Below are 24830 nucleotides of genomic sequence, written 5' to 3'. Positions count from 1 at the left end.
GTGGAGAGATTGGTCGTAACAGGTTTGCGGTAGTGGATCTTGTCAAAGATCCGAACGCCTCAGGATCTTTCACAAGATCCACCACTCCAAGTAGAGGCAAATACAACACCGCCGTTTTGATCGCATGCTTGCTGTTCACTTTATTTACCCATTCCGCATCCGCCGACATGATGCCGTTTGCCGAGTCGGGCAAACCGCAAGATCCCGGTTTGGAATTGTTGCAAGAAGAAGCGCACGACATCGTTTTCTTCACCGATAAAGCTGGCGGTGGATGGGCCAAGGTACAACTGTTGGACTTTCCAGGTCGAACGCCTCCAAGTAACCCAGAAAAATCTTTGCGGCTGAAAGTGCTCGGCTATGAGGACATCGACTTCGTTGCCAAGTGGAAAGACATCGACCGGATTGATCTGTGGGAAGAACGTCTGGAAAGGGAAACTGACGAGCGGATTGCAAAGGGTGACTTTGTTGGTGCCTATCCCTTTCTATCCATTTTGATCCGAGATTTTCCGAACCGCAAAGGACTCCGCAGTCTGCGAACCGATTTTCTTTGGCGAGACGCAATCGCTAGGGCAAAACGAGGTGAGCTTGGACCAACACTTGCGATGCTGGAAGAACTGCGAAGCTACGCGCCTGAGTTCCAAAGATCCAACGTCATCAGGGCCATGTCAGGTATCGCGGATCGGTACATGGCTAGCTTGGTGACCGATGGAAAGCTAGATCTGGGGCAACAATTGCTAGGACGTTTGGCAACGGATTACCAAAACGATCGGTTGCCTGCGGTTAAAAAATGGAAAGCCAAATTCCGCGAAATGGCGACCGCCAAGCAGAAGGCTGCCATCGCGGCGATGAAAGAAGAACGGTATCGCGAAGCTCGCCAACTGGCACTCGAAAGCATCTATGTGGATCCGACGCTGGAAGGCGGCCAGCAATTGTTTCGTGAAATCCATCGTCGCTATCCGATGGTCAATGTGGGTGTGTTGCAGTCGGCAACCGAACTGGAACCAACGCGTATCGATAATTGGGCGGCCCGGCGTGCAGGTCGTTTGATCTATCGCACGCTATTTGAAATTCAAGGCGCAGGCCCCGAAGGCGGTGAATACGACTTTATCTTTGGTGAAGCCGAAATGAGTCCCGATCGAATGGAGTTTGATCTTCTGATCAATCCTGGGAAATTGGAACCACCGCTTAATCGCATTCGCGGTTTCTATTTGGCGGACGTGATCAGTGATCGTGCCAGGCCAACAAGTCCGTCTTACTTTTCGCCATGGGCATCGGCGGTTAAGTCGATTGGTTTGGATGGTCCCCAACAAGTTTCGTTCAAGCTAAACCGACCGCACGTCTTGCCGACCTGCTTGCTACAAGTTCCCGTCGATGGAAGTTGGTTCGGCGGCAAGCCGGGTTCACCAACGGGCGACTATGTCCGCGAAAAAATCGAGGACGATGCCAAGCTGATTCGCTACACGCTTGCGGGCGAACCGCGGACTCCTGATCAACCACGCGAAATCGTTGAGAAGCGTTTGAGTTCGGGCAGCGATGGGGTTTCGGCTTTGTTGCAGGGCGAGGTGGATGTGTTGGACCAGTTGTTTCCAGCCGACGCGGTGCGTTTATCCAAAAGCAAGAACATTCGCGTTGTCAACTATCCGTTGCCGACCGTTCACATGCTGGTGCCGTGCAGCGACCATGCCTACTTGGCCGAACGGACGTTCCGGCGGGCGTTGGTCTATGGAATTAATCGAGAGGACATTTTGGCGGGCGAGTTGCTCGAAGGTTTGGAATCCGAAGGCTGCCGCGTCTTGTCGGGCCCTTTCCCCGCGGGCATCGAACTGAACGATCCGCTGGGATACGCCTATGATCAAGAATTGTTGCCGCGAAGCTATGAACCGCCGTTGGCAAAGCTTCTGATTGCAATGAACGAAAGCCAGATGAAGACCTTGGCGGCGCGAAAGAAAGAGAAACTGCCGGAGCTATTGCCGATTCGTCTGGCCTATCCCGCCGACAATCTATCGCGTGTTGCCTGCGAAGCGATCAGCAGCCAATGGGAATTGCTGGGTCTGAAAATTGAGTTAGTGGAATTACCCGTCGGTCAAACATTCCCTGACGACGACGAAGACATCGCCGACATCGTTTACGTGTCCGCGGCTGTTTGGGAACCGGTCATTGACGCCCGGCGAGTCCTCGGCCCCGAGGGTTTGGCAAAGAGTTCGGATCAATTGGTTGGGCTCGGTTTGCGACGGATCGAAGAAGCTCGTAATTGGCGAGAGGTCCGTGATGGACTGGTTGGCTTGCACTTTATCGCCCATCACGAACTTCCGATTCTTCCGCTGTGGCAAATGGTTGATTCCTATGCGTATCGGCGTGAATTGATCGGAGTCGGCAGCGACATTGTTTCGCTTTATCAAAATGCCGATAACTGGCGGTTAGGAAAGTGATCATGCACAAACATCAACCGACGCCCAAGACAATACAATTCGCCAAAGCAACCAGGCCTGCATCGATGCAGGTCGTTCTGCTAATTTGCCTTTCGATGGTTGTTGGGTTCACTGGTTGTTCGGATGACACAACCGATGCAAACACAGCGGGTTCTTCGATGCAGGTAACTGCACCGGAGATACCGATGGGCCCCAAACCAGCAACAGTGATCGAAGAGGAGGAACCGCAACTGCCGTGGGACTACTCGCCGTATCGCGTGCTCGTCTGGGTCGCCTCGGATGATCCTTCCGTCAAGGTCTCAACCGTTGAAACAGAACTTCGCGAATACTTGGATCGTGATTTTTCTTCGATTTGGCGGACCACGCTCGCGGATGCACCTGATGCAATCAGCGCGATGATGTTTCGCGATCTGGACGGTTTGGACTACGACTCGCTAAGCAGTGCTGATCCAATCCTTGCGGTCAAACGAGATCACGAAAACGCGATTCGAATTCGTTCGGCACCCAATGTTGGCGAATTCGTGCAACAGGTTCTGGGCACCAGCACTGCGATCGCGTCGCTGAAACAACGAGGGATTGAATCAGGGAAACCAGAACTCGACGGCGTTGCCCAGCGTCTGAAAACGTTCGCGGGCGATTCAATGGACGTGGCAAAGCAATGGGCTGAACCGGGAACCGAGGCAGTCTTGTTGTCGCGAGGGTTAGCCATGACGCTGACCGAACCCGAAGCAAAACTGATCCCGCCACCGGTCGAAAATTTGGTTGCCAATCAGATCGAAGACTACGACAAGGTATTCCTGGTTCGTGTTCGATCAACGGATCCCCAACCCAGCATTGATGTTGTCGAAATTGATGTGTTGATACGTTTCTTTGGATCGGTCACCCGTGTTTCCATGACCGCTGGTGAAACGATCAGCGAATCGATCGGGCAGGGATTGATTCAAGCGTTTTCGCCGATCGTGCGAATTGACAACGCGGGCCAAAAAACCGCCGAGGGCATTTTGCGAGCTAGCGGATTAATCATGGACGACAAGTCACCCGGCAAGATCCAGGTGGGTGATGTTCTGATGCCGGCGACGCGGAAAGATGATCGCAACGGGAACCCGTTCTTGATCGGGCCGATCGATTGGGCCTACCTGATGTGCAACGAAGTCGAAAAAGACATTGTCAAAATGGGTTTCTACGCGGGACGTGCCGGCGGTTTGCAGGGCCGCAAGAACAACCGTACTCACCGTGTCGCGATCAAGGTCAAACCACAAGGCGACCAAACAATGTTGCGGTTGCATGCCCAAGGTGATCCCGACTTTCCGCTGATTGGCTACGAAATCTACGAGAAGGAATTGGATTCAAAGGACATGACATTTGTCGGTCGAACCGATTGGAATGGCCGGATGAATATCGACAAAAATGAAGACCCACTACGATTGATGTACGTCAAAAACGGTGGAGCTGTCTTGGCACGGTTGCCCATGGTGCCTGGTCTGGATCCAAAGGCGGTTGCCGACATTCGTAGCGATGACATGCGGTTGGAAGCTGAGTCCTACATTCGTGGTGTGCAGAACTCGATCATCGACTTGGTTGCAGTGCGTGAACTGTTCAAAGCAAGAATTACGATGCGGTTGCAGAACGGCGAAATGGAAGCGGCGGAAGAGTTGATGGATGCACTGCGAAGCCAACCCTCCAATGAAGCGCTCGCTAACGAAATGGGAAAACGCCAAGCCGCCTATCTGAAAATCCTTGGCAACAAGCAAGCCAATCAGCGCCGCATGGTGGACCAAATGTTTTCCACCACGCGTGAATTGCTCGGTAAGCACATCAATCCCAAGCTGGTGCGAGATCTAGAATCCGCCATGATCACCGCGCGGAATAACGGCGGTAAGTTACCCGCCAAGCCGGTGGATCCAGAAGATGAAGATTGATTCGATGAAGGCCGGAACAAGCGCAGCGAAGTTCCGGCAATTGGCAAGCATCACTGTCAGTCCGAATCTCGCCACGTCGGACGTTTGCGACGTGCTCGTGGGTGATGCGTCACGATCTTGAAAGTCGCATCACGGCCGGACAGCTTTCGACCACCGGGCCGATCCGTCGGGCGAACCGATTTTGCCCTCAGTTTTTTCTCATCTTCAAATCGGTTGTCGTCGATCTCGAATTCGACCCACAGTCCTTCTTCGGGTTCGATTCGAACTTCTCTGCCGTCACGAATGACTTTGGATTGCCAGACGTTCATGTGAAAGAAAACGTCTTCGCGGAAGTCTTCGCCGTCGATAAATCCAAAATTTGAATCGGGCAAGAACGATGTGATCTGGCCCAATCGACGTCGCTCGATGGGGAAACGTCTGCGAACCTCAGCCTCGCGAGTGAGTTCTTGGCGAGGATCACGTTTGCCGACGGCCTTTTTCTTTTTGTCTTCCATGAGCGTCAGTTTAACTCGCCCATGCCCTTTGCATCAGGGATCCCTAGCCATTTCGACACTGAATTCGATGTCGCCCGCCGAATAATCCCGGGCCACATTTCTTCGTGTGATGAAAAGACCGTCTTGAGGGTGGCGGGAATCTGGTGCCACACACCGGCGGCCAGTTCGTGTTCCAGTTGTTCTGGCTTCCACGACAAGTGCCCAACGATCAACCGGTAGGATGCTTTTGGATCGCGGACTAGGTTTTCCAAGTGGTGCTTCTGGGCAGCCACGTAGATGCCGTCGCCGGTTTCCGCTTCGGCTTGTTGTTGATCTTGATGGATCGCCACGACCGGCCCCGAATTGGGACCACCAAAGTGAAGCATCGCCAAGGGTGATTCGGCCATCGACTTGGATCCGTGCGGGAACTGCAAGTCCATTTCAGAATTCGGCAAACGATCGGTTTGCGATTCTGAGTCCATCAGCCCGGCTTCGGAATCCTGAGGGTCACCTGATTTGCCACTCGGATCATCCGATGAATTCGGACTTAGCAGTTCCAGCAACATTTCAGGGCTGGGCTTCATCGGACGGTTCAGCATCACACCGATCACATTCTGGTCATCCTGGTGGACAACCAAACACACACCTGCCGCGTACATCGGTTGAGTCACCAATGACGAAGCAACCAGCAACTGACCTGTCAGCGATTCTGTCATCAAAAGCCTATTTGCACGAGAATAACGACTGCCACGTTGGCAGCTTTTTGGATTCGGTTTACAACAAGGATGCAAGTGCCGCGCCAATATCCGGTACAGACTGTTTAAACTCGTAGCTGATCCCGCCAGGGTTCAGTACCCGATCTGCTCAAGCTCGACTGAACCCTGGCGGGATCAGCCCTGGCGGGATCAACTCCGTGCAATCACTCATAAAGACTCTCCAGCTAAGGCCCATTTTCATGTCGATTCACCAAATGCGTCAGACGTACACCCTATCAGGGCTACAAGAAAATGACGTTGACCGCGATCCTATCGTTCAATTTGAAAAGTGGTTTCAAGAGGCTCAGTCGTCCGATTTGCCTGATTGGGTCGAGGTCAATGCGATGACTCTTTCGACCTCTGATAAGGCGGGCTGCGTTACATCGCGAATCGTCTTGCTGAAAGGAATCGAAGACGGCAAGTTTGTTTTCTTTACCAATTATGGATCCACCAAGGGCGGGCAAATCGAAGCGAATCCTTCGGTGTCGCTGTGCTTCTTCTGGCCCCACCTTCAGCGGCAAGTTTGTATTGCAGGCACCGCATTGAAGACGTCTCGCGAGGTTTCGCAAACCTACTTTCATTCGCGTCCACGCGGCAGCCAACTTGGTGCTAACGTTTCCATGCAGTCCAGCGAAGTCACCGCGAGCGATCTACAATCACGCATGAGTGAGCTGGAACAAAAGTATGCTGATCAAGAAATCCCATGCCCCGATCACTGGGGTGGTTACGAAGTCACTCCGTCCACAATCGAATTCTGGCAAGGCCGACCAAGCAGGCTGCATGACCGAATTGTGTTTCGCAAAAGCGACAAAGCCTGGAACATCGTTCGTTTGTCGCCGTGACTTGGTTGTCGGTCTTACAATCGCTTTGCAGCAATCTCAACAAACGCCACTGAATTGTGTTTGCCGACTCTCGTTACTTTTCGGAATCCGGTTCGTGTGACTGGAAATTCAATGTCCGAAATGTCTCAGCCCAGACTGAAACGTCGCTTGGCGTTTTCTGAATCGATGGATCGACCAGCCCATCATCGCCACTGAATCCCAAGATGCTTAGCCGAGGTGAGGTTCGTGATTGATTCAGCAGCAACTTGTCGTCGTTGCGAATGATCATTACGTCCCATGAATCAGGGTACTCGTGAATCAGAAAACCAGTTGTTGCTGCGGAGTGTTCTAGAAGGTTCCGGCCGTCCAGTGATTTGCTTTTCAAGTCCGCCCCGCCACAAAGTCTCCAAAGCGTTGGGATCAGATCGACGTGTGAGGTAATCTGACGTGATTCACCAACGGGAACGTTCTTTCCCAGAATCACCATTGGTGTATGCGTTTGGATCTTGGATAGACGCGATCCGTGAGACAGCACACCATCATCGTACAGCGATTCACCGTGGTCGCCGGTGATGACGACAATGGTTTCGCTGAGGTCAATTGACTCCAAGAAAATGTCTAGTGCATCGTCCATAAAACGAAGGCTTTTCTGATAACGAGACAGTAAGATCTTACGTGAAATCCCTTCCGGTATTTGCCGATCCGTCTCGTTGTACACCGTTTCGCCGGCCTCAGCAGACAGTTCGTCCGGTACCGAGATTGCTTCGTAGTCGGTGGGATATTGGTAATCGTAATGCGTTGACATCAGATAACCGACCGCCAGCTTCGGAGCTGGATCAGAACTCTGCAGCGAGTCCGTGATAATCTTTAGCGTTTCCATATCGGTCTGCGGCCAGTCTTTGCTCGCGGCTGCTGATTGATGAAACTGGTCAAACGTGTTCGGTGAAAACATTTCATCCATGCGTCGATAATCGAATACGCAACTCGCTGCTAATTGAGTTTGGTAGCCTGATTTTCTCCAAAGCTGACACAAGACAGGTTCGTGTTGTTGGTTCAGGACCGCGTCATAACACATCGCGTACTGACCATACAGCAACGCGAACGATCCTTGCGGCGAACAATTTGATCCACTCAGATGCCGCGTCGCGACCCAGCCTGATTGACTTCGTCGGGCCAACTTGGGCATCAGTTGCGGATCAACGCAGTCGTATCGAAAACTTTCCAGGATCAATAGAACAACGTTTGGCCGTTCAGCGAGTATTGGAAGTTTGGCGTCATTCAGGTCTTGATGGCGTAGTACTTTGCCCTGTTTGCTGCGTTGAAATAACGCTTCACCCAGCGGTGCAAAATCCTGTCGAACATCGGTTTGGAATACCGCGTGACCGGTTGTCGCGACCCGGTCGGGATGGAACAAATAAGCTTGAACGGGAAATTGATGATGCAATCGTTGCAACGCGGCAGGCTGATCGGCATAGCCGCGAAACACGATCACAGTGAGCGAAAAGCCGACCGAAGTGACACCGGTACCAACAACCATTGTCATTGCAATCCGCAATGGGATGCTGGCGATCACAGATTCAATACGACGCCGAATCAAGACAAATACGCCCAGCATGCTTCCACCACCAACCACTGGCAGCAGCAGTGGCAGCAAGTATCGTTTACCGTCTCCACCCCACTGCAAAGCGTTTTGGTTAACGGCTCGGCGGAGATAGTATTCCAAGCTCTGGCCCGTGATCACCCTGACGCGCACATCCGTGGCGATGTAACCCAGCACGGCCAGCGGAACGAGCAGCACAAAAAACCAGAACACGCTGTTCGCAAGTCGGCCGTTTCCTAGCCAGCGCTGTAATGTGATTCCAGCCAAGATTGGAATCGATACCACCATCAATGACTTACCAAAAACAGATCCAAACAGCAGAACGCGATCCAATCGTCCTAGCTGCCAACTGCCCAATCGCAGGATCGAATCCCAGTAGCATCGATACTCGAAGAATGCCAACGCAAGCGTAGCGATCGCGATCAAAACAAACGCGACCGCACATCGTTGCACCATGCTCGGACGCTTGATTGGCTCAATGGCACTGTTGATGGGCGGCTTCATGCGATGCTTGGTTTGGTTCGGCCGACTTGAACAAGTCCACGATCGGCGATCAACAGATGGTGGTTGGTACCGTTCGCAGATAGCATAACCAATGACCCCGGCGAAGCCGACCTCTGCCAATCCGCCAGAATTGGTGCTGTCGAAGCGGATAAATCGAAGATACCGGAAACCGAGGGGATCGCACAAAGAGTCGAAAAACTGTTAGCGAAGTTGGTCTTGCCAATCATCTTCCACGATCCATGATCCAGGAGTGATCCAGAAGACACGCCCAGAGTCGGATACGAAAGAGTCATACAGAGCGTTGGATTGATTCCCTCGGACGTTCCTTCGTCCGTCACAGCGAAAGAAACCGCTAATGAGCGCTAACAGAACGCTAATAAGAGTTTCTTGCTCGACCCCAAACTAGATTCAGACGTTGGACAAATTAGCGTCCTGTTAGCGTCAATTAGCGGTTTAACAACGCCACACAGAACGCGGTAGAAATAGCCGTTAGCTGTTAGGTTTGCTGACTTAAGAACGGTCCTGAATTAACTTCCGTAGGTCCGGTGAGAACCGGGCCCACGTCCAGTGAGAAACGGGACGTTATTTCGGGACAGTGCCTCAGCGGAACTGTTCATTGGCGGCTTCATGCAATGCTTGGTTTTGTTCGGCCGATTTGAACAGGTCCACGATCGGTGGTGGATAAACTAAGTCAAGTTGTTTGCGATTTTCTCTGTCCATCTTCCAAGGGGAATGAACGTGTTCAGATGGAACGTCTGCTAGTTCTGGCAACCAGTGGCGAACGTAGGCTCCGTCGGGGTCATAGTTCGCCGACTGTTTTAACGTATTGAACCAGCGGAATTGACGGGCATCGTTGCCAACGCCAGCGACATAGTTCCAATTGCCGTAATTGCTGCACGGATCGTAATCAATCAGCATCGATTCAAACCACTGTGCACCCATTCGCCAATCGATGCCAAGATTTTTGGTCAAAAAACTGGCGACGTTTTGACGTCCCCGGTTGCTCATGAACCCCGTCGCTGCAAGTTCTCGCATGTTGGCATCGATCAGCGGGAATCCTGTCGTTCCTTCTCGCCATCGATCGAGTATCTTCGAATCTTGCTTCCAGGGAATCCGTTGCCCGCGTAGTCCTTCGACTTGAAACAGCCGACGACCATGTTTCAGCGTGACCCACGCAAAGTAATCACGCCATAACAATTCAAAAATCATCCAATAGGTTGAATCGTTCTTGATCCGCTGCTCTTCATAGCGACAGACTTCGTGGTGAATTTGTCTTGGCGATAAGCAACCTAGTGCCAACCAAGGCGAGAACTTTGATGAGTAGTTCGCGCCCAACATTCCGTTTCGCGTCTCTTTGTATTCCTTCAAACAATCATCAGTCCAAAAGTAATCATTCACGCGACGCAGTCCTTCGCTTTCGCCTCCTTTAAATGGCATAACAGCTCGCTCGTCATGAACGACCTCTTCGCCCTGCAAGCATGCAGCCTGATCGATCGAAACACTGTCAAGTTTTGCAAGTGTGTTTGGATCAAGACTTGGTATGGTTTGCGGCGTTGCAAGCGGCGGACGAATCAAACTGGACGCTTCGACCTTTCGCCGGAACTTGGTGAATAATTCAGGCAGGTCTTCGATCTCAAACGGCAGATCATCCAGTTCATACAGCGTGTTGGCTGACGAAAGTTCGAGTGACGCACCAACGTCTGCTAGTGATCGCTGAACTTGGTCTTCGATCGCCGTTTCTTCGCTAGCGTATTCGCGATGGGCGTAGACATGACTTGCACCGATCGCCTTCGCTGCCTCTGCTAAAACATCTTCGGCCTTGCCTTGCAAAACAATCAAAGTTGATCCAGCGTCCGCCAAGCTTTTGCCAAGATCCAGCAATGACTCTCGCAGGAATTTCAATCGGTGAGGCCCGATGCGATCGAATCCAAACGATGTTTTCGTAAAGAATCGTGGATCAACGATGTAGATACATGCGACTGCGTTGCTGCGATCGATTGCTGCCGTCAACGCCCGGTGATCGTGCAGCCGAAGATCGTTGCGAAACCAAACGATGGAATTGGATGCCATGACGCTAATCGTTTTCTCTCACTAAACAGGATGCCTGATGCGACGGCTTTCCGATCGACACCAGTTCCGGTCGATCGGTCAAACAACGTTCTACCGCGATCGGGCAGCGTTCTTGGAAATTGCACCCCGGGTAATGGCGATCGGGTGACGGAACTTCTCCCTGCAACATGATTCGCGATCGTGTTCGCGACAGCACAGGATCGGGAACCGGAACAGCCGACAGTAACGCTTCGGTGTAGGGGTGAATGGGGCCCGCGTACAAGTCCGCGGCGTCAGCGAGTTCGACGATCCGCCCCAAGTACATCACGCCCACTCGCGTTGCGATGTGTCGCACCACGCTTAAGTCGTGCGCGATGAACAGATACGAAAGCCCAAGTTTCTGTTGCAAATCCATCATCAAGTTGATGATCTGAGCCTGAATGGAAACGTCCAATGCCGACACCGGTTCATCGCAAAGGATCAATTTGGGATCCACGGCTAATGCTCTGGCAATCCCGATGCGTTGCCGTTGCCCACCGCTAAATTCATGGGGATAACGATTCAAAAATCGCGGATTCAATCCCACCAACTCCATCAAACGCAGCACTTCTAGTTTGCGATCTTTTCCTGACGCCAATCGATGAACCTTCATCGGTTCGCCGATGATTCCGCCGACGGTCATTCGTGGATTCAACGATGCAAAGGGGTCTTGGAAAACCATTTGGACCACTTTGCGATACGGCAGCATCGCTCGGTCCGACAAACCGCCGATCGACTGACCTTGCAGGTGAATCGTTCCAGCGGTCGGCTTTGCCAAGCCAACGATTGCACGCGCGGTCGTTGATTTTCCGCAGCCTGATTCGCCTACCAACCCAAGCGTTTCACCTTCGCGAATTTGAAACGTCAAACCGTCCACCGCGCGGATCGATCCATGTTCGGGGCTGAACAGCGAACCGCGTGAAAACGGAAAATAGACTTGCAGGTTTTTGACATCCAATAGCGGAGTTTCAGGCACACTCACGATGACACTCCTTCGGCAATCTCAGCAATCGACGGATGCCGATCAGCGGTATCGACGTCCAGCAGGCAAGCCGATTGTCGGGTGGTTGAAAGCTGGCGTAACGGTGGATCGGTTTCGCCGCACTGCTCGGTCGCGTAGGGGCAACGGGGTCGAAACGAGCAGCCATCGGGCACGTTGGTCATGTCCGGTGGTTGGCCGGCGATCGCCAACAATCGGTCTTGGCCGGTTTCATCAAATCGCGGCAACGATTCCAGCAACCCCGACGTGTAGGGATGTTTGGGCGAGGCGAACAATTCGTCGATTCCAGCCTTTTCAACGACTCTTCCCGCGTACATCACCAACACTCGGTCGCAATGCCCAGCCACGACGCCAAGATCGTGAGTGATCAGGATAATGCTGGTCCCTTTGCGTTTTTGCAGATCCGAAAGTAGATCCAAAATTTGTGCCTGAATCGTAACGTCCAGTGCGGTCGTGGGTTCATCGGCGATCAACAAATCTGGTTCGCACGAGAGCGCCATCGCGATCATCACTCGTTGCCGCATCCCGCCGCTGAATTGATGCGGATAATCTCGCAACCGTTTCTCCGGTGAAGCGATGCCGACCAGATCCAACATTTCGGCGGCACGTTTCTTGGCTTCCTTGCGCGACATGCCCAAGTGCAATCGCGGGGCTTCGGTCAACTGTTGCTCGATCGTCATCAACGGATTTAGCGCCGTCATCGGATCTTGAAAGATCATCGCGATCCGGCGTCCACGGATGCTGCGCAGGTCAGCTTCATTGGAACTTAGCAAGTCCATTCCGCCAAACATGGCCGTGCCTGCTTCGATCTTGCCTGGCGGCATTGGAATCAATCCCATCATGGCAAGATTGGTGACGCTTTTCCCGCTGCCTGATTCGCCAACGATCCCAACGGTCTCGCCCTTGGCAACGTCAAACGACACACCACGAACCGCCCGCACCAAGCCTTCGTCGGTGCGAAAGGAAACGTTCAAGTTATCTACGGATAGAAGTGGTTGGCTCATGCGATCAATCTTTGTTCTTCATCTTGGGGTCGAGTGCGTCACGCAGACCATCGCCTAAGAAATTCAATGCAAACAATGTCAGCGCCAACGCAGCACCCGGGAAAACGACCATCCACCAAAAAAGCTTGACGCTGGACAGCGCATCGACACCATCTTTCAACAGCAGGCCCCATGACACATCCGGCGGTGACACGCCCAGTCCCAGGAACGACAAAAACGCTTCAAATAGCATCACCGCGGGAATCGTCAATGTCAGGTAGACGATCACGACACCCAAAACGTTGGGCACCAAATGCCGAAACACAATGCGAGCGGGCGAAGCGCCGATCGTTCGCGCGGCTTCGACAAATTGTTCGTTTTTCAGCGACAGCACTTGCCCACGAACGACTCGCGACATGGTCAACCAATAAATCGCACCGATGATCAAATAGAACACCGTCAACTGATTGATGCCGAATTGTTCCAGTCTTTTTTTGACGCTGTCTTCACCCAGGAAAGTCATGATGAAGATGACGACAAAAATGAACGGCACCGAGTACAAAGTATCGACGATCCGCATCATCACTGCATCGATCCAACCGCCGAAGTAACCCGCGATCGCGCCATAGCTAACACCGATAATCAAGCTGACAAGCGTCGCCACAATTCCGACCGTTAACGAGACACGCGCACCCCACATGATTCGCGACAGCACATCGCGGCCTAGTTGATCAGTCCCACAAATTGACGGGATCGCATAATCGCCAAACACCGCGACTCGCAATCGGCACATCGTCCAGGAAACCGGACCCAGGTTATGCCACAATTGATTGAACGGATGGCCGACCACTCGTTTCTGTTTGATCGATTGTTCAATCTGGTTGCGAGCCTCTTCGGTCGATAACGTCCCGAGCTCAATCTCTAAAGCGGCAATCTGCGATTCAACGGCTTGCAACTGAGTGGTCAAACGGCCTTCCGAAAATTTCAATCCGGCTCGCGAACCCATGCTGGAACTTGCCATTGTTGGAGGCAAGAACTGACGGTCGTTCAGGTCTTTGTCGATGGGAGATTGCAGCGGAATGAGCGGCGTCAAAATCGCGAGCAAAGCCAATCCGATCAACACGTGCATCGACCGATATGCGACGCGGTTTCGTTTGAGCCGACGCCACGCGTCTTGCCAAAGCGAAACGCCTTGGATTTGCTGTGATTCGTCCAGGATCTGTTCGAGCTGCAACTGCTCCGCTGGCTCTGCTTGCAGAGAACCCTTTTCAGATAACTTGCTCATTGCAGTTTCACCCGTGGGTCGATGATGGCGTAAGACAAGTCAACAATGCTGTTCATCACAAACAAAATCACGGTGTAGGTCAGCACCATGCCCATGGCCAACGTGTAATCTCGCTGAAGTGCAGCGTTGATAAAGTGGCTGCCGATTCCGGGCAGGGCGAAGATCTGTTCCAGCACCAGCGAACCCGTCAACACGCGAGCGGTTGCAGGCCCCAAGTACGAAACCACTGGCAACATCGCGCCGGGTAAAACGTGTTTGAAGATTACGGCCGATTTGGGCAATCCTTTTGCGATCGCCGTGCGAACATGTTCTCGCGAAAGTGATTCCAGCATTCCTGTGCGAGCCAGCCGGGCGATGTAAGCCGCGACGGGAGCACCCAAACAAATCGCTGGCAACAAAACCTGTTTCAACGTGCCCCAACCTGCCGCTGGGAAAATGTTGAGTCCAAACACGAACAGCAAAATGGCAACACTGGCCAAAACAAAGTTGGGAACCGCGATTCCAACGACCGCCGCAATCATCATGGACGTGTCGGCAATCGTGCCTCGATAGACCGCCGAGATCACGCCCGCGGTGACTCCCAATACGATCGCAAAGATCAATGCAAACACCGCAAGTGAAGCGGACACCGGTAAGCCTTGCGCGATGACTTCGTTGACGCTGTAGTCTTCCAACCGCAGCGACCAACCCAAGTCGCCTCTAGTGACGATGCCGCCTAGGTAGTCGAAGTACTGTTCGACGTAGGATCCGTCCAGGTTGTAGCGAGCTTCCATTTGACGCTCGATCGCAGGTGGCACTTTGCGTTCGCTGCTAAACGGCCCGCCCGGTGCCAATCGCATCAAGACAAACGAAATCGTGTAGACCAGCCACAACGTCGCGACCATCCAAAGCAAACGTTTGCCAATGAAAGAGAGTACATCGCTCATTCCTTGTCCTCCTTCAACCGTAACAAATGCAATGGATGGCGATCTTGCGGCGTTGGAAAGAAGCCTTCGACGTTCGATTTGATTAGGTTTTTGGAAACGTAAAAGTACATGGGAATCACAGGCATCTCGTCGATCCAGATTTGTTCGGCTTCGGCCAGCAACTGCATTCGTTTCTCTGGTTGGTCGCCTGCCACCGCAGCTTCTTGCAATAATTCATCGAACCGTTTGTTGCTCCATCCGGTACTGTTCTGGGCTCCATCGGTGACCCATAGATCTAAAAACGTGGTTGGGTCAGCAAAGTCGGCAATCCATCCGGCGCGTGCGATGTCGTAATTGATCTGATCGACTTTGTCCAAATAGCTGCCCCATTCCATGTTCTGCAATTCGATCTTGATGTTCAGCGAATTGAGCAACTGTTGTTGTAGGACTTCTGCGATCGCACGGTGCATCTGCTGAGTGTTGTAAAGCAACGTCAACTTTGGGAATCCTCGACCACCGGGATAACCGGCTTCGGCCAGCAACCGTCGGGCTTCTTCAATGTCAGGCTTGAAACCTTCGGGCGATTGATAGCCGGCCATGCCAGGTGGAACCAATCGGTAGGCCGGAATCTGACCTGCTTTGGTGATTTGGTTAACGACTTGGTCGCGGTCAATCGCCATCGCCACAGCACGACGCACGCGAACATCGTCCATCGGCGGACGCTTCACGTTGATCCGGTAGAAGTATACGGACAACATGGGTGCCGGGTGAAAGTCGTCACGAGTTCGCAATTCATCCAGCAACAAAGATGGTGGATCGTAAACCCATTCCAATTGTCCAGTTTCGTACATATTCAGCGCTGTGTTACCACTTTCGGTGCTGATCGCATCAATGGTTTCGATCGAAACTTGATCGGCATCAAAGTACTTTTCATTCTTACGCAAGCGGATTCGATCGCGTAACAATCGTTTTTCGATCTTGTAGGGACCATTGCAAACGATCTGATCATCCTTGGTCCACAGCGGTGCACCGAATTCCTCAATGCAGTGTTTGGGGACCAAGAAAGTTGGGTAGTACGCCAACAAATCGGGGAAGTAGGGCACTGGCGTTTTTAGGCGAACGATCAGGGTTTGCGGATCAGGTGTTTCGATCGCTTCAAGTTTGTCAAAGGCAACAAGCACTCCATGAGTCGCCTGAGTCTCTTCGTCGGCAACTGGTGATGTTGCTGCATTGATGCAAAAGGTCTCCTGCCCAGATACATCATCCCAATCGACGGAGCCGTCTTCTGCAACGTCGCAAACATCGATGACGTAAACCCAATCTTCTTTCCAAGCAGCTTCCGCTTTCTCTCTCGCGTCGTTGGACATCGTGTCAGGGTAGGTCGGTTCGTCGGGCTTCCGAATTTCGACAAGGGTTCCGTAGCGAATGGTTCCGCGGGGAAAATTTTGTGTACTCGAATCGCCACCGGGGACGTCGTCGGGGCGGTCCCACAACTCGGCTTCGACGCGGTCACCGACCTTCACGACGCCGGTGTTGTAGGCCTCGGCATGAGGCAGTTGGTAGAGCTGGAATGAGTATTGGCAAAGCGTTTCTGGATGCAGCATCCGGGTCCACGACCAGCGGAAATCCTCGCTGGTAATCGGAACTCCGTCGGACCAGACCGCGTCATCACGCAAATCAAAGGTGTAGGTCTTGCCGTCTTCACTGACCGTGAAAGACTTGGCGATCGACGGCTGCGCCGACATTGGTTGGACGCCGGTTTCGGCATCGGGCGGGCCATCGGGTAAGGCCTGCAACAACCCCGCAAAGACGTTGAAGATGATCCGGCTTTCCGGTTGACCCGTCGCACGGTGCGGATCCAGTGTTTTCGGATCGGTGCCGTTTTGGAAAGTAAAATCCGCAGGCGGCAGCGGTTGAAAACGAGCCGCCCAAACCACCATGGCAACAGCAACGATTCCGGCGAGCATGAGAAAGGCACGACGAACTTCAGGTGGCATGCGATTTTCCTAGGCAGAGGTCACGAAGCAAGAACGACGGGATGAGTTTAACCGCCATTGCCACTCACGTCGTCCCGGCTGACGACTACGAGCAGCGAAAACTGTTTGTGGCTAGTCAACAAAACGGAACTGTTGGCGGGCAACATTGAACGGCCAACCGTTAAGCCATCGTCAACGGATTTTTCCAGGCCGTTCATTGACTTGCTGGAATACGAAAGCAAATTTTTTATCATTGATCCAGCAGCTTTGGTTCGCTTCCATCTTGTATTTCGCGAATCTTCAATGCACCTAACCGATTCGCTTGGTCCCAGTAGCTATAGGTGTCGCCGTTGTCCCAGCCATGCCAATGATAGGCTCCTTTAATTGGCCGCCCCTCACCTTTCAGAAAATTGATGGCCTCGCGTAGCCCAACAAGCGCATCGTGATCTTGGCTAGAATTTTCGGGGGGCGTTCGACCGCCTTTGTCGAAATCTAACCGAGTACCAAATTCGGTGATGTAAATGTCATTGGAAATGCCAGAGCACTGTTGAACGATCAGCTTCGAAAACGCTTCCGCTGACGCGTCGTCATCGCCCAGCCAATTGGGATAGAAATGGTATCCCAACGCGCCACGCCATCCAGCTTTTGCGACCGACTGAATGTCATCGGCATATCCCATCCCATCGATGATGCACCGTCGGCTTGGCAATCGACCTCGCCGAATGATGATCTTCATATCATTGATGTACTCGTCACGGCCAGCAGCGGTTTTCGCATATCCAAAAGGTTCGTTGAAAAGCTCAAAGACAATGTTTGGCTTTCCACGGAACATTCGGTACAGTTGCCGCCACGCGTTTGCGATCGAAGCAACGTCGTTCGGCTTGCCATTTCCGTGACCCGTTTCGCCCGCTTCGTTGGTGTCAAACATGCAGAGAATGCCGCGATCGCCAACCGCTGAAAACAACGAAGCGATTTTCTGCATCGCTTCCGAATCCTTCGAGGTCGCGACATTGACCGGGACACGGATGTGAGTAAACCCGCTTGCTGGAATCTGTTTCAGAAATTCTGGCGAATAATCAAACCGATAGACGCCGGTTTGAAACGCGCCCGCATTGGTGGTGCCTTGCGTCGGCGGCAAATTGAGCCCCCGGTGCGGATCATCCCCACGGGCCGAGCAAGCTGCCCAGGAAATCGTTAACAGGCCTACGAACCACAAGCGATTCAATGATTGAATCCTTCGATCAACCCTAGTTCATCCACCGATGTGATTCCCGCATCAAGAATCGGCTTTAGTTCTGCGACCGCACAATTTGGCTGATCATTCACCTCGGAAAGCGCCTCGAATCGAATGAACGCAGCGACCGTCGGCTGCTTGAATCGAAGAGAAGTTTCCGTTTCGTTGACGTCTTCGATCACGGACCAAGTTGTACCATCAACGCTAGTGGAAACCTGATAACGATCGATTCGGCCGTTGGGGTTTCCGCTGCGCTGAACGAATTCTAACCCCTGAACTTTTTGCGGTTGCGATAGTTCAATCGTTAAAGCGTAGGGATACTGGTTGTTGGAATCACGCCAATCCGTATGCCAGATTGTTTTAGGGTCGCCGTCATCCAGGTTGGTGACCGGGTAGTCCGGGTGGCTGGATCCACCATCAAGGCGAATGCGATAGGGACGCGTTTGGAACAGCTTCACCAGTTGCTGTGGTTCTAGCTGATGAGTCGGTGCAAACTGACTGCCGTTGATGTAAGACAAAACTGAACGTTTCAACTGAGCCGCGACGATGCGTTTTTGGGGGTCACTTTCAATGTCAAGAGAACAGACCAGCAGCGAGCCATCGCCGACTTTCGCTTCCCATAGAATCGCCGGAAGATCATTTCGGTTGTACTTGTCAATGAACTGCATCATGGGCTTAAAGTCATCACCGAATTCAGATCCGCTGATGGACGTCGATGTCGCCAGCAATTCCCACCACTGCCAATCGGTATGCGTCGAAGTGGGGAAATCCGCAAAGATCGGATGGTCAGCGTCAATCACAGTCCCCAACGATCCGGGTTGATTGGGGAAGTGCAGCGGGCTCCAAAACACAGGGATAAACCTGCCATCAAGCGGCGACTTTATTTCTTCGCGTTTGGGCAGGAACAGCACACGCCGTCCCTGAGCCAACGCATCAAACAGTGGTTTGCCGAAGTTTCGCACGACGATGGCTGAATCATTCGATTGGGTTTGCGCGTCTGATTCTGAATTTGGATAAACCCAAAAATTCCAATCGTTGGCATAGTCTGTGCCAGCAATCGAGACAGTCACTTTCCACTGAACTGCGTTTTTGATCGAAGGCAGCGGCAACTCAATCGTGCCAACTTGATTGCCGTTGCCGATTGCGATGTTTTGCCCGGCCAGCGTTGCTGATGAAATCGTTTCGCCGGAATCGCTTTGCACTTCCCACCGGACTTTCGCATCTTCCAGGACTGCTTGACCAAAGTTGGCGATTTCAATTTCAGCTTGAAACGTTTCGCCCGCCGACCATGCCATCTTAGGCACTCGAATCAGCGGAACGACGGGCGCACAAAAGCGACGGAAATCTTTCGCTTCGATGACACCCTTGGAATCCCAAAACGAATCCAACAGTCCCACTGTCGCGGTGCTTTGACCGGGGAAGTCGTGAAGGTCTAGCAATTGAATTCCAGACAGCCCCTTGGTTCGCAGGGCTCGCTCGATGTCTTCTTTGTACAAGAGCGCTGCGAGTTTTCCGGAGTTCAATGTGTAGGAAGCAGCCTGATCCAACCGCCCCTTCGACCGCAAGTCTTGCTGGATCGCTTCGTAATTAACTGCACGCAAATTGCCGTTGTACTTGGGCAGTTCGGCCAGGTTGGGATACACGTTGTACTGCCCAACTTCGTGCGTCACCAAAGGTATTTCAATGCACTGAAGTCCTTCAAGATAATCGCTGTCAGTCGTCGGCCAAGTCTGGTTCAAGAACCCTTGCCCGCGAACCCAACCAGTTTTTGATCTCTGCGTAATGAAGAAGTCATCTTCGGGCCCTGGCAAAGTGCCTCGCTTGGAAAACGAATACGAAGTACTCGTGTACAGCAAATGAGGCGCAAGTGGGCGTAGCTCCTTAACCATCTCATCCAGATAGGCGTAGTCGCCAGTGAGTTCATTCCCAAGACTAAAGAACACCAACGACGGATGATGACCATACTCGCGGATGATGCGTCTGCCTTCCTCTTTAAAGAAGGCATCAGTCTCGGGCAGCTTGCCCATTTTGAACGTCCAATTGGGAAGCTCGGCCTGCAAATAGATGCCGTGACGATCGGCTGATGCAAACGCAGCTTCGGGTGGACACCAAGAATGGAAACGCAAATGATTGAGCCCGTATTCCTTTAGCGTGCCCATCACCTTGTCCCAACCGGCGCTGTCCATCGGCGGGTAACCGGTCTTGGGGAAAATGCAGCACTCCAAAGTTCCACGCATGAACGATGGCGTTCCATTGATCAGCAACTTTGTTCCGTCGGCTTTGACTTCACGAAAACCGGTCACGATGCTTGCTTCGGTCTCCTGTAAACGACATGTCACGCGGTAAAGCGCGGGATCGAATTCGGACCAAGTCCTGATGGTGTCGGAGGGAACTGGAATCAGCGTCTCTTGCCCATCGCCTTGAACCGAGACCGTCCGGCTCCATGCCGGTGCGTCGTGTCCAATCGGCTCAGCGGTAACCTCTAGCTTTTCGGAACTGGCTAGATTCGAACCGGTAACTTTGACTCTTAGCGGAAAATTCTTGATCTGAATCGACTGATTCTCTGGTGCGGCTTCCGTGGTTAACTCGATGGCACCAATCAGCCCGTTCCAAATGGTCTGCGTTTCGTCGGTGTAGGCGTGGCCCAGCACGCCGATGTCAACGACCGGCCGGTTGTCCACACGGATGACAATGCGATTGTCGCCGGGCTTTAAAAAATCGGCCACGGAGTATCGGTGTGGCACCGAGAGCGAAATTCTTGAACCGACTTTTCGCCCATTGATCCAAACAGTCGTTTCCCAGATTGACCGCTCAAGAACTAACGAAGTGCTTTGCTGGTCCCAATCATCGTCCAACTGAACGTTGCGTGCGTACCAAGCCGCACCGACATACTTGTGACGTTGATGCAAGTGCTTAAAGACTTTCTTGGTCAACGCAGGTTCTAGGGATAGCGGTTCCCCCAACCCAGCTTCGCCGGTGATTCCAGGTAGCTCGATCGGAGTGCCTTTGACTTCATCAAACCAGGATTCCGATTCGCCAACATCCTGTTCATCAAGGCGGACATTCCAAGTCCCACTCAGGTCAATTGCATTGGCGTGGCCCAGCGAAGAACTGCAAACAATCAGCAGTAGGAAACTACACACAAGTCGGTTTATCCACATTTCAAATTTGCCAATCGTCAAATAAATTGTTCGGTTAGGAATTCAGCAAAGGCCGTCGCGAAAGAGTCCGCAGTCAGGCTTAAGGTACGTGCGACTTTTTATAGTCGCCTTTCGCTCCGCGAAAGCAGCGGATTCGCTACTTTCGCGGAGCGAAAGGCGACACTCATTTCCCGCTCGTTCCTAAGCACTGGGGTTTATGGTAACTCGCACGCCGCATAACGACATTAGATATGCCACAACTTTGCCGCTCGATTTGGCAACAATTGATCCGCGTGACGTCAAGTTTTGTTAACCCTGCTGTTGGTTTCTTGATTGCTGCAAGAGTGTGCCGTTTGCGTCGGCCTGTCACCTCAATTGCTGAAACAACTTCGCTCGCGCCAATCGCCAATCTCGTTCGACGGTACCGACGCTGACTTCCAGGACATCTGCGACTTCTTCGACCGATAAACCTGAAAAGAATCGAAGTTCGACGACTTCGCGTTGGCGTGGTGAGTCGTTCTCCAGACTGGACAATGCGGTTTCCAAATCCTCGAACTGGCATTGGTTACTGGCCTCGAAATTGTCCAGCACGATATCCAATGACGCTCTTTTTTGGTCGCCACCGCGTTTGTTGGTATTTCGGCGTCGTGCGTGGTCAATCAGGATTTGACGCATCGCACGGTTTGCCATTCCAAACATGTAACGCCGATTTGATGCATTGCCTAAAGCGTCAGAGTCCAACAATTTCAGGCAGGCTTCGTTGACCAATGCCGTTGCTTGAAGCGTGTGGTCGGGTCGCTCGCGTCTCATCAACGCACCGGCCATGTCGCGAAGTTCCGACTGCAGCGTGATGAACAATTGTTCTCGTGCCACTTCGTCGCCTTCCTTGACTTGCTGAAGCAACATCGAGACTTCGATTTCTGGCGAGTTCATTTCGGCGAACTTGAAAATAGTGAGGTGATCGGGTGGCGTTCCCAATACCTTACTTGATGTTCTAGCCGCCAAGGAATTCTAAGACTGCGTCGGCGAGGCAATTTTGTCCCGCATCGTCAAATCGTACAAACATTGGGAATGAATTGACCTCCAAGAACACCGGTTGATCCATCCCGTTTCGACAGCGGAAATCGAGAGCACAGTAATCGAATCCGATACGCTGCGCCAGCGCAAGCGTGGGTGCTTGTAGGATTTCGGGGACTTGTATTTGTGCGACTCCGACGTTTCCGTCGTCGCGATAGTCCAGCGAAGTGGTTTGCAAATGAAAGCCGAACGCGCGTCCACCGATCGAAAAGACTCGTAAATTTTCACCGACTAGTTTTTCTTGAACAAACTGGGGACCGTAGCCGGCCAACGTCCCAAGGTCTTGATAGATGTCACCGACCGAGATCGTGTGGGCACCGCCGCCAAGCGGTTTCATCGCCAGATCATGTGGGTCGGGAATCGTCGTCAGCGGTGTTAGGTCTCCCATCACGATGGTTTCTGGAATTTCAAAACCCAGCTCCAGTGCAAGACGCAGATTCTTAGACTTGTTGTTCGAATCAGTCATCGATTCGCGATTCAGAATCCGAATCTGTGGCCAAGCAAGTACGTAGGACTGAATCATCTCAAAGGCGGAGATATTTCGCTGCGGGTCACCCTCGAAAACGTTGTACCGAAGGTAGACCGATGTCGGATGGATCGTTTGGTCACCCAGGTCTAACCGCGTTGACCGAAAGTCCCAGGCGATTTGGTGAGCATCATCGCGATCGGTGTCCCAAAAGAAATAGCGAATGCCGCGGAGGTGGGCTTGGTCAGCGATCCGCTGTGTGTTGGGGTCTGATTCGCCACCAACGATTAACAAAAGCTGTTCGGACATGGTTTAACGCAGGACATCGAGAGCTGACTGGAGGTCAGAAAAAGTGGCATGGGCTTCTAGCCTGTGGTTACGTTCAACACAGGCTAGAATTCCATGTCAGCGTGGTTTTCGGGTGCAAAGCAAAAGCTGCGGAGCGGCGTTGCGTGTACGAACCGAGCGACAGCGAGTGTTCGGTAGGTTAGGACGTAGGCCGGTAACGAGCCGCTTCGGCGCTGTTCTGGCATGCTGCGTTGGCATGCTGTGTTGGCATGCTGCGTTGGCGCGGATTGCCGGAACTGCGTCGAAGACTCCTTGTTCCGGCCTACCTAATTTGGAATGCTGCCCTACCAGCGTCCAAAACCTTTCCAGATCTTTGGAATTCGGCTTCGCAGGTTCGATTCGATTTGGCGTTGCGGGGTGGACCGAGGTCCGCCGGAATTCTCTTCGCCAACCGCTTGGGTTGTTGGACGCGGCGATGGACTTTCCTCGCCGCTAGTCCAAGTCGTTGGTGGTGGTCCCGTGGTCGGCGGCGAAACTGGACTTTCTTCACCGTAGGCTTGCGTGGTCGGTTGGCTCTCTTCACCAACGGCATACGTGGTTACTGGCGACGGAGATTCTTCGCCGATCGCACGCGTCGTCGGTTGGGGACGATTGCAATGTGGTGGTTGTTCCTCACCAACGGCCTGCGTCGTGTAAACCGGTGGACCTTCTTCACCAACTGCCTGCGTCGTATTCACCGGTGGACCTTCCTCGCCAACTGCATAGGTCGTTGGCTTCGGTGGTCCTTCACCATAGGCACCGGTGACTTGTGATTCTTCGCCAACTGCGTAGGTCGTTGGTTTCTGGTTGGGCGGACTTACATTGCCCGGCGGTTGCGGCAAAGTTTGCGATTCTTCACCGACGGCGTAGGTGGTGACGTTCTGCGCCTTCGCGGTGGCTTGACCGAGCAGCGAGTAAGCGATCGCGGACGACACGCCCGCTTTGACGGCACTTCGCAAGAAATCTCGGCGGCCCAATCGTCCGCTCTGAAACTGTTCCATCAACGATTCGATCGGCGGTGACAAATCGGCTTCACTGGATTCTGAATCAGCTACGCTGGATTTCGTATTTTTCATTGCAAGTTCCTGCGGTTAAAAACGCGACGCTGGCAAAGAGATTCGCCAGCTAAAAGTTAGTTCATAAACTCCAACAAGACGAACAAATTGTTGGCAGAAAGGATCATGCGGTGCACGCATGGTCATTACTGAATCGCTTCGAGCACTCGCTGGATGGCTGCAGGCGGCAAGTTGCTGCTTTCAACTTCGCGTTGAATCTGGTCACGCGTTCCTCGATAGCTGATGTTCCCCGCATCCAGTCCCGGCAGCGACATATCAAGGGAAATCTGATTCCCGCTTTGGCTAACCGAAACGCTTTCGTTGCCGTCGGCATAAGAGGATGCGGAAACACCGCCTTGCCGCTGCTGCATCATTGCCGGATTCATGAATCCAGGTCGGTATCCATTCCAACCGCAAAAGCGTCGGCCTTGACCCAGCGGGGTGATCTGTCCGCGACGCATCACCATCACATGAGCGGGAACTTGCCCCGGTAGATCACCAACGTTGCGAATAGCGATTCCTGACGCGGACAACAGAATGTCGCCAGCATTCAGTTGAAATTGTGCATCGAAATCATCGCCGATGCGTTTGACGACTAGTCCTTGTCCTGATTGCAGCGGAGGACAGTGCAGGCGAAGGATTTCTGGTACGGGTTCGAATTCGATATTCCAGTTGGAAGTTTGCGAATTCGTCGTGACGGCGTCATCACATCGAGCGATGGTGGGCACTGAAAGTGTGAGAACGATTGACAGGATGATCGAGTGAGTTGAGTTGAACATTTGAGTTTCCGTTG

At 52.7% G+C, this 24830-nt stretch carries 19 protein-coding genes; 3 read left to right on the top strand and 16 right to left on the bottom strand.

The annotated features are described in order from the left end of the window. Nucleotides 1-128 precede the first annotated feature (128 nt). Both RC85_RS03000 and RC85_RS02995 read left to right on the top strand, forming a co-directional pair. Nucleotides 129-2429 carry an ABC transporter substrate-binding protein gene (locus tag RC85_RS03000; protein ID WP_235033338.1) on the top strand — a complete coding sequence of 767 codons (2301 nt, stop codon included), beginning with the start codon at nt 129-131 and terminating at the stop codon, nt 2427-2429. Nucleotides 2430-2431: 2 nt separating this feature from the next. Beyond that, the gene (locus RC85_RS02995; protein WP_068258484.1) at nt 2432-4348 is read left to right on the top strand and encodes a hypothetical protein; all 1917 of its coding nucleotides are present in this window, start codon (nt 2432-2434) and stop codon (nt 4346-4348) included. Nucleotides 4349-4404: 56 nt separating this feature from the next. Here RC85_RS02995 and RC85_RS02990 read toward each other — a convergent pair whose 3' ends face one another. Together RC85_RS02990 and RC85_RS02985 are read right to left on the bottom strand one after the other, a co-directional pair. Beyond that, nucleotides 4405-4842, bottom strand: a complete 438-nt coding sequence (locus RC85_RS02990) for a cold shock domain-containing protein (RefSeq protein ID WP_068258483.1) — start codon at nt 4840-4842, stop codon at nt 4405-4407. Nucleotides 4843-4847: 5 nt separating this feature from the next. Continuing rightward, complete coding sequence (locus tag RC85_RS02985; protein ID WP_068258481.1) at nt 4848-5537, bottom strand: YqgE/AlgH family protein; 690 nt, start codon at nt 5535-5537, stop codon at nt 4848-4850. A gap of 239 nt (nt 5538-5776) precedes the next feature. Here RC85_RS02985 and pdxH point away from each other — a divergent pair, with 239 nt between their 5' ends. After that, nucleotides 5777-6418, top strand: a complete 642-nt coding sequence (pdxH, locus tag RC85_RS02980; protein WP_068258479.1) for a pyridoxamine 5'-phosphate oxidase — start codon at nt 5777-5779, stop codon at nt 6416-6418. A 73-nt stretch (nt 6419-6491) separates the two neighbouring features. Here pdxH and RC85_RS02975 read toward each other — a convergent pair whose 3' ends face one another. The 14 genes from RC85_RS02975 to RC85_RS02905 form a co-directional block, all read right to left on the bottom strand. Then, nucleotides 6492-8501: a sulfatase-like hydrolase/transferase gene (locus RC85_RS02975; protein WP_068258477.1), complete on the bottom strand. Its 2010-nt coding sequence runs from the start codon at nt 8499-8501 to the stop codon at nt 6492-6494. After that, nucleotides 8498-8839, bottom strand: coding sequence for a hypothetical protein (locus tag RC85_RS02970; protein WP_157593865.1), 342 nt, complete (start codon nt 8837-8839; stop codon nt 8498-8500). The genes RC85_RS02975 and RC85_RS02970 overlap by 4 nt, the downstream gene beginning before the upstream one ends. Before the next feature lie 262 nt (nt 8840-9101). Then, nucleotides 9102-10571, bottom strand: coding sequence for a DASH family cryptochrome (locus tag RC85_RS02965; RefSeq protein ID WP_068258473.1), 1470 nt, complete (start codon nt 10569-10571; stop codon nt 9102-9104). 4 nt (nt 10572-10575) lie between these two features. Then, nucleotides 10576-11565 carry an ABC transporter ATP-binding protein gene (locus RC85_RS02960; protein ID WP_084422306.1) on the bottom strand — a complete coding sequence of 330 codons (990 nt, stop codon included), beginning with the start codon at nt 11563-11565 and terminating at the stop codon, nt 10576-10578. A 2-nt stretch (nt 11566-11567) separates the two neighbouring features. Continuing rightward, nucleotides 11568-12593: an ABC transporter ATP-binding protein gene (locus tag RC85_RS02955; RefSeq protein WP_068258470.1), complete on the bottom strand. Its 1026-nt coding sequence runs from the start codon at nt 12591-12593 to the stop codon at nt 11568-11570. Nucleotides 12594-12597: 4 nt separating this feature from the next. After that, nucleotides 12598-13857: an ABC transporter permease gene (locus RC85_RS02950; protein WP_068258468.1), complete on the bottom strand. Its 1260-nt coding sequence runs from the start codon at nt 13855-13857 to the stop codon at nt 12598-12600. Continuing rightward, nucleotides 13854-14783, bottom strand: a complete 930-nt coding sequence (locus tag RC85_RS02945) for an ABC transporter permease (protein WP_068258467.1) — start codon at nt 14781-14783, stop codon at nt 13854-13856. Before RC85_RS02945 ends, RC85_RS02950 begins: the two co-directional genes overlap by 4 nt. Continuing rightward, the gene (locus RC85_RS02940) at nt 14780-16759 is read right to left on the bottom strand and encodes a peptide ABC transporter substrate-binding protein (protein WP_068258465.1); all 1980 of its coding nucleotides are present in this window, start codon (nt 16757-16759) and stop codon (nt 14780-14782) included. Before RC85_RS02940 ends, RC85_RS02945 begins: the two co-directional genes overlap by 4 nt. A gap of 229 nt (nt 16760-16988) precedes the next feature. Beyond that, nucleotides 16989-17963 carry a cellulase family glycosylhydrolase gene (locus RC85_RS02930; protein WP_068258460.1) on the bottom strand — a complete coding sequence of 325 codons (975 nt, stop codon included), beginning with the start codon at nt 17961-17963 and terminating at the stop codon, nt 16989-16991. Next, entirely contained in the window at nt 17960-21154 is a 3195-nt protein-coding gene (locus tag RC85_RS02925) for a discoidin domain-containing protein (RefSeq protein WP_068258458.1), read from the bottom strand. The genes RC85_RS02930 and RC85_RS02925 overlap by 4 nt, the downstream gene beginning before the upstream one ends. A 324-nt stretch (nt 21155-21478) precedes the next feature. Continuing rightward, nucleotides 21479-22045 carry a sigma-70 family RNA polymerase sigma factor gene (locus RC85_RS02920; protein ID WP_068258553.1) on the bottom strand — a complete coding sequence of 189 codons (567 nt, stop codon included), beginning with the start codon at nt 22043-22045 and terminating at the stop codon, nt 21479-21481. A gap of 61 nt (nt 22046-22106) precedes the next feature. Continuing rightward, on the bottom strand, nt 22107-22964 hold the full coding sequence (locus RC85_RS02915) for an ATP-grasp domain-containing protein (RefSeq protein WP_068258457.1): 858 nt from the start codon (nt 22962-22964) through the stop codon (nt 22107-22109). A 323-nt stretch (nt 22965-23287) separates the two neighbouring features. Beyond that, nucleotides 23288-24058 (bottom strand): hypothetical protein, encoded by a 771-nt coding sequence (locus RC85_RS02910; protein ID WP_068258456.1) that lies wholly within the window; start codon nt 24056-24058, stop codon nt 23288-23290. Nucleotides 24059-24183: 125 nt separating this feature from the next. Then, on the bottom strand, nt 24184-24816 hold the full coding sequence (locus tag RC85_RS02905; protein ID WP_068258454.1) for a hypothetical protein: 633 nt from the start codon (nt 24814-24816) through the stop codon (nt 24184-24186). Nucleotides 24817-24830: the final 14 nt, after the last annotated feature.

Origin of the sequence: Rubripirellula obstinata, from assembly GCF_001642955.1 — a bacterium.
In the GTDB taxonomy this organism is placed as follows: domain Bacteria; phylum Planctomycetota; class Planctomycetia; order Pirellulales; family Pirellulaceae; genus Rubripirellula; species Rubripirellula obstinata.
Note: the sequence above shows the minus strand (reverse complement) of the source record. Positions and strands in the feature narration are given on the sequence as shown.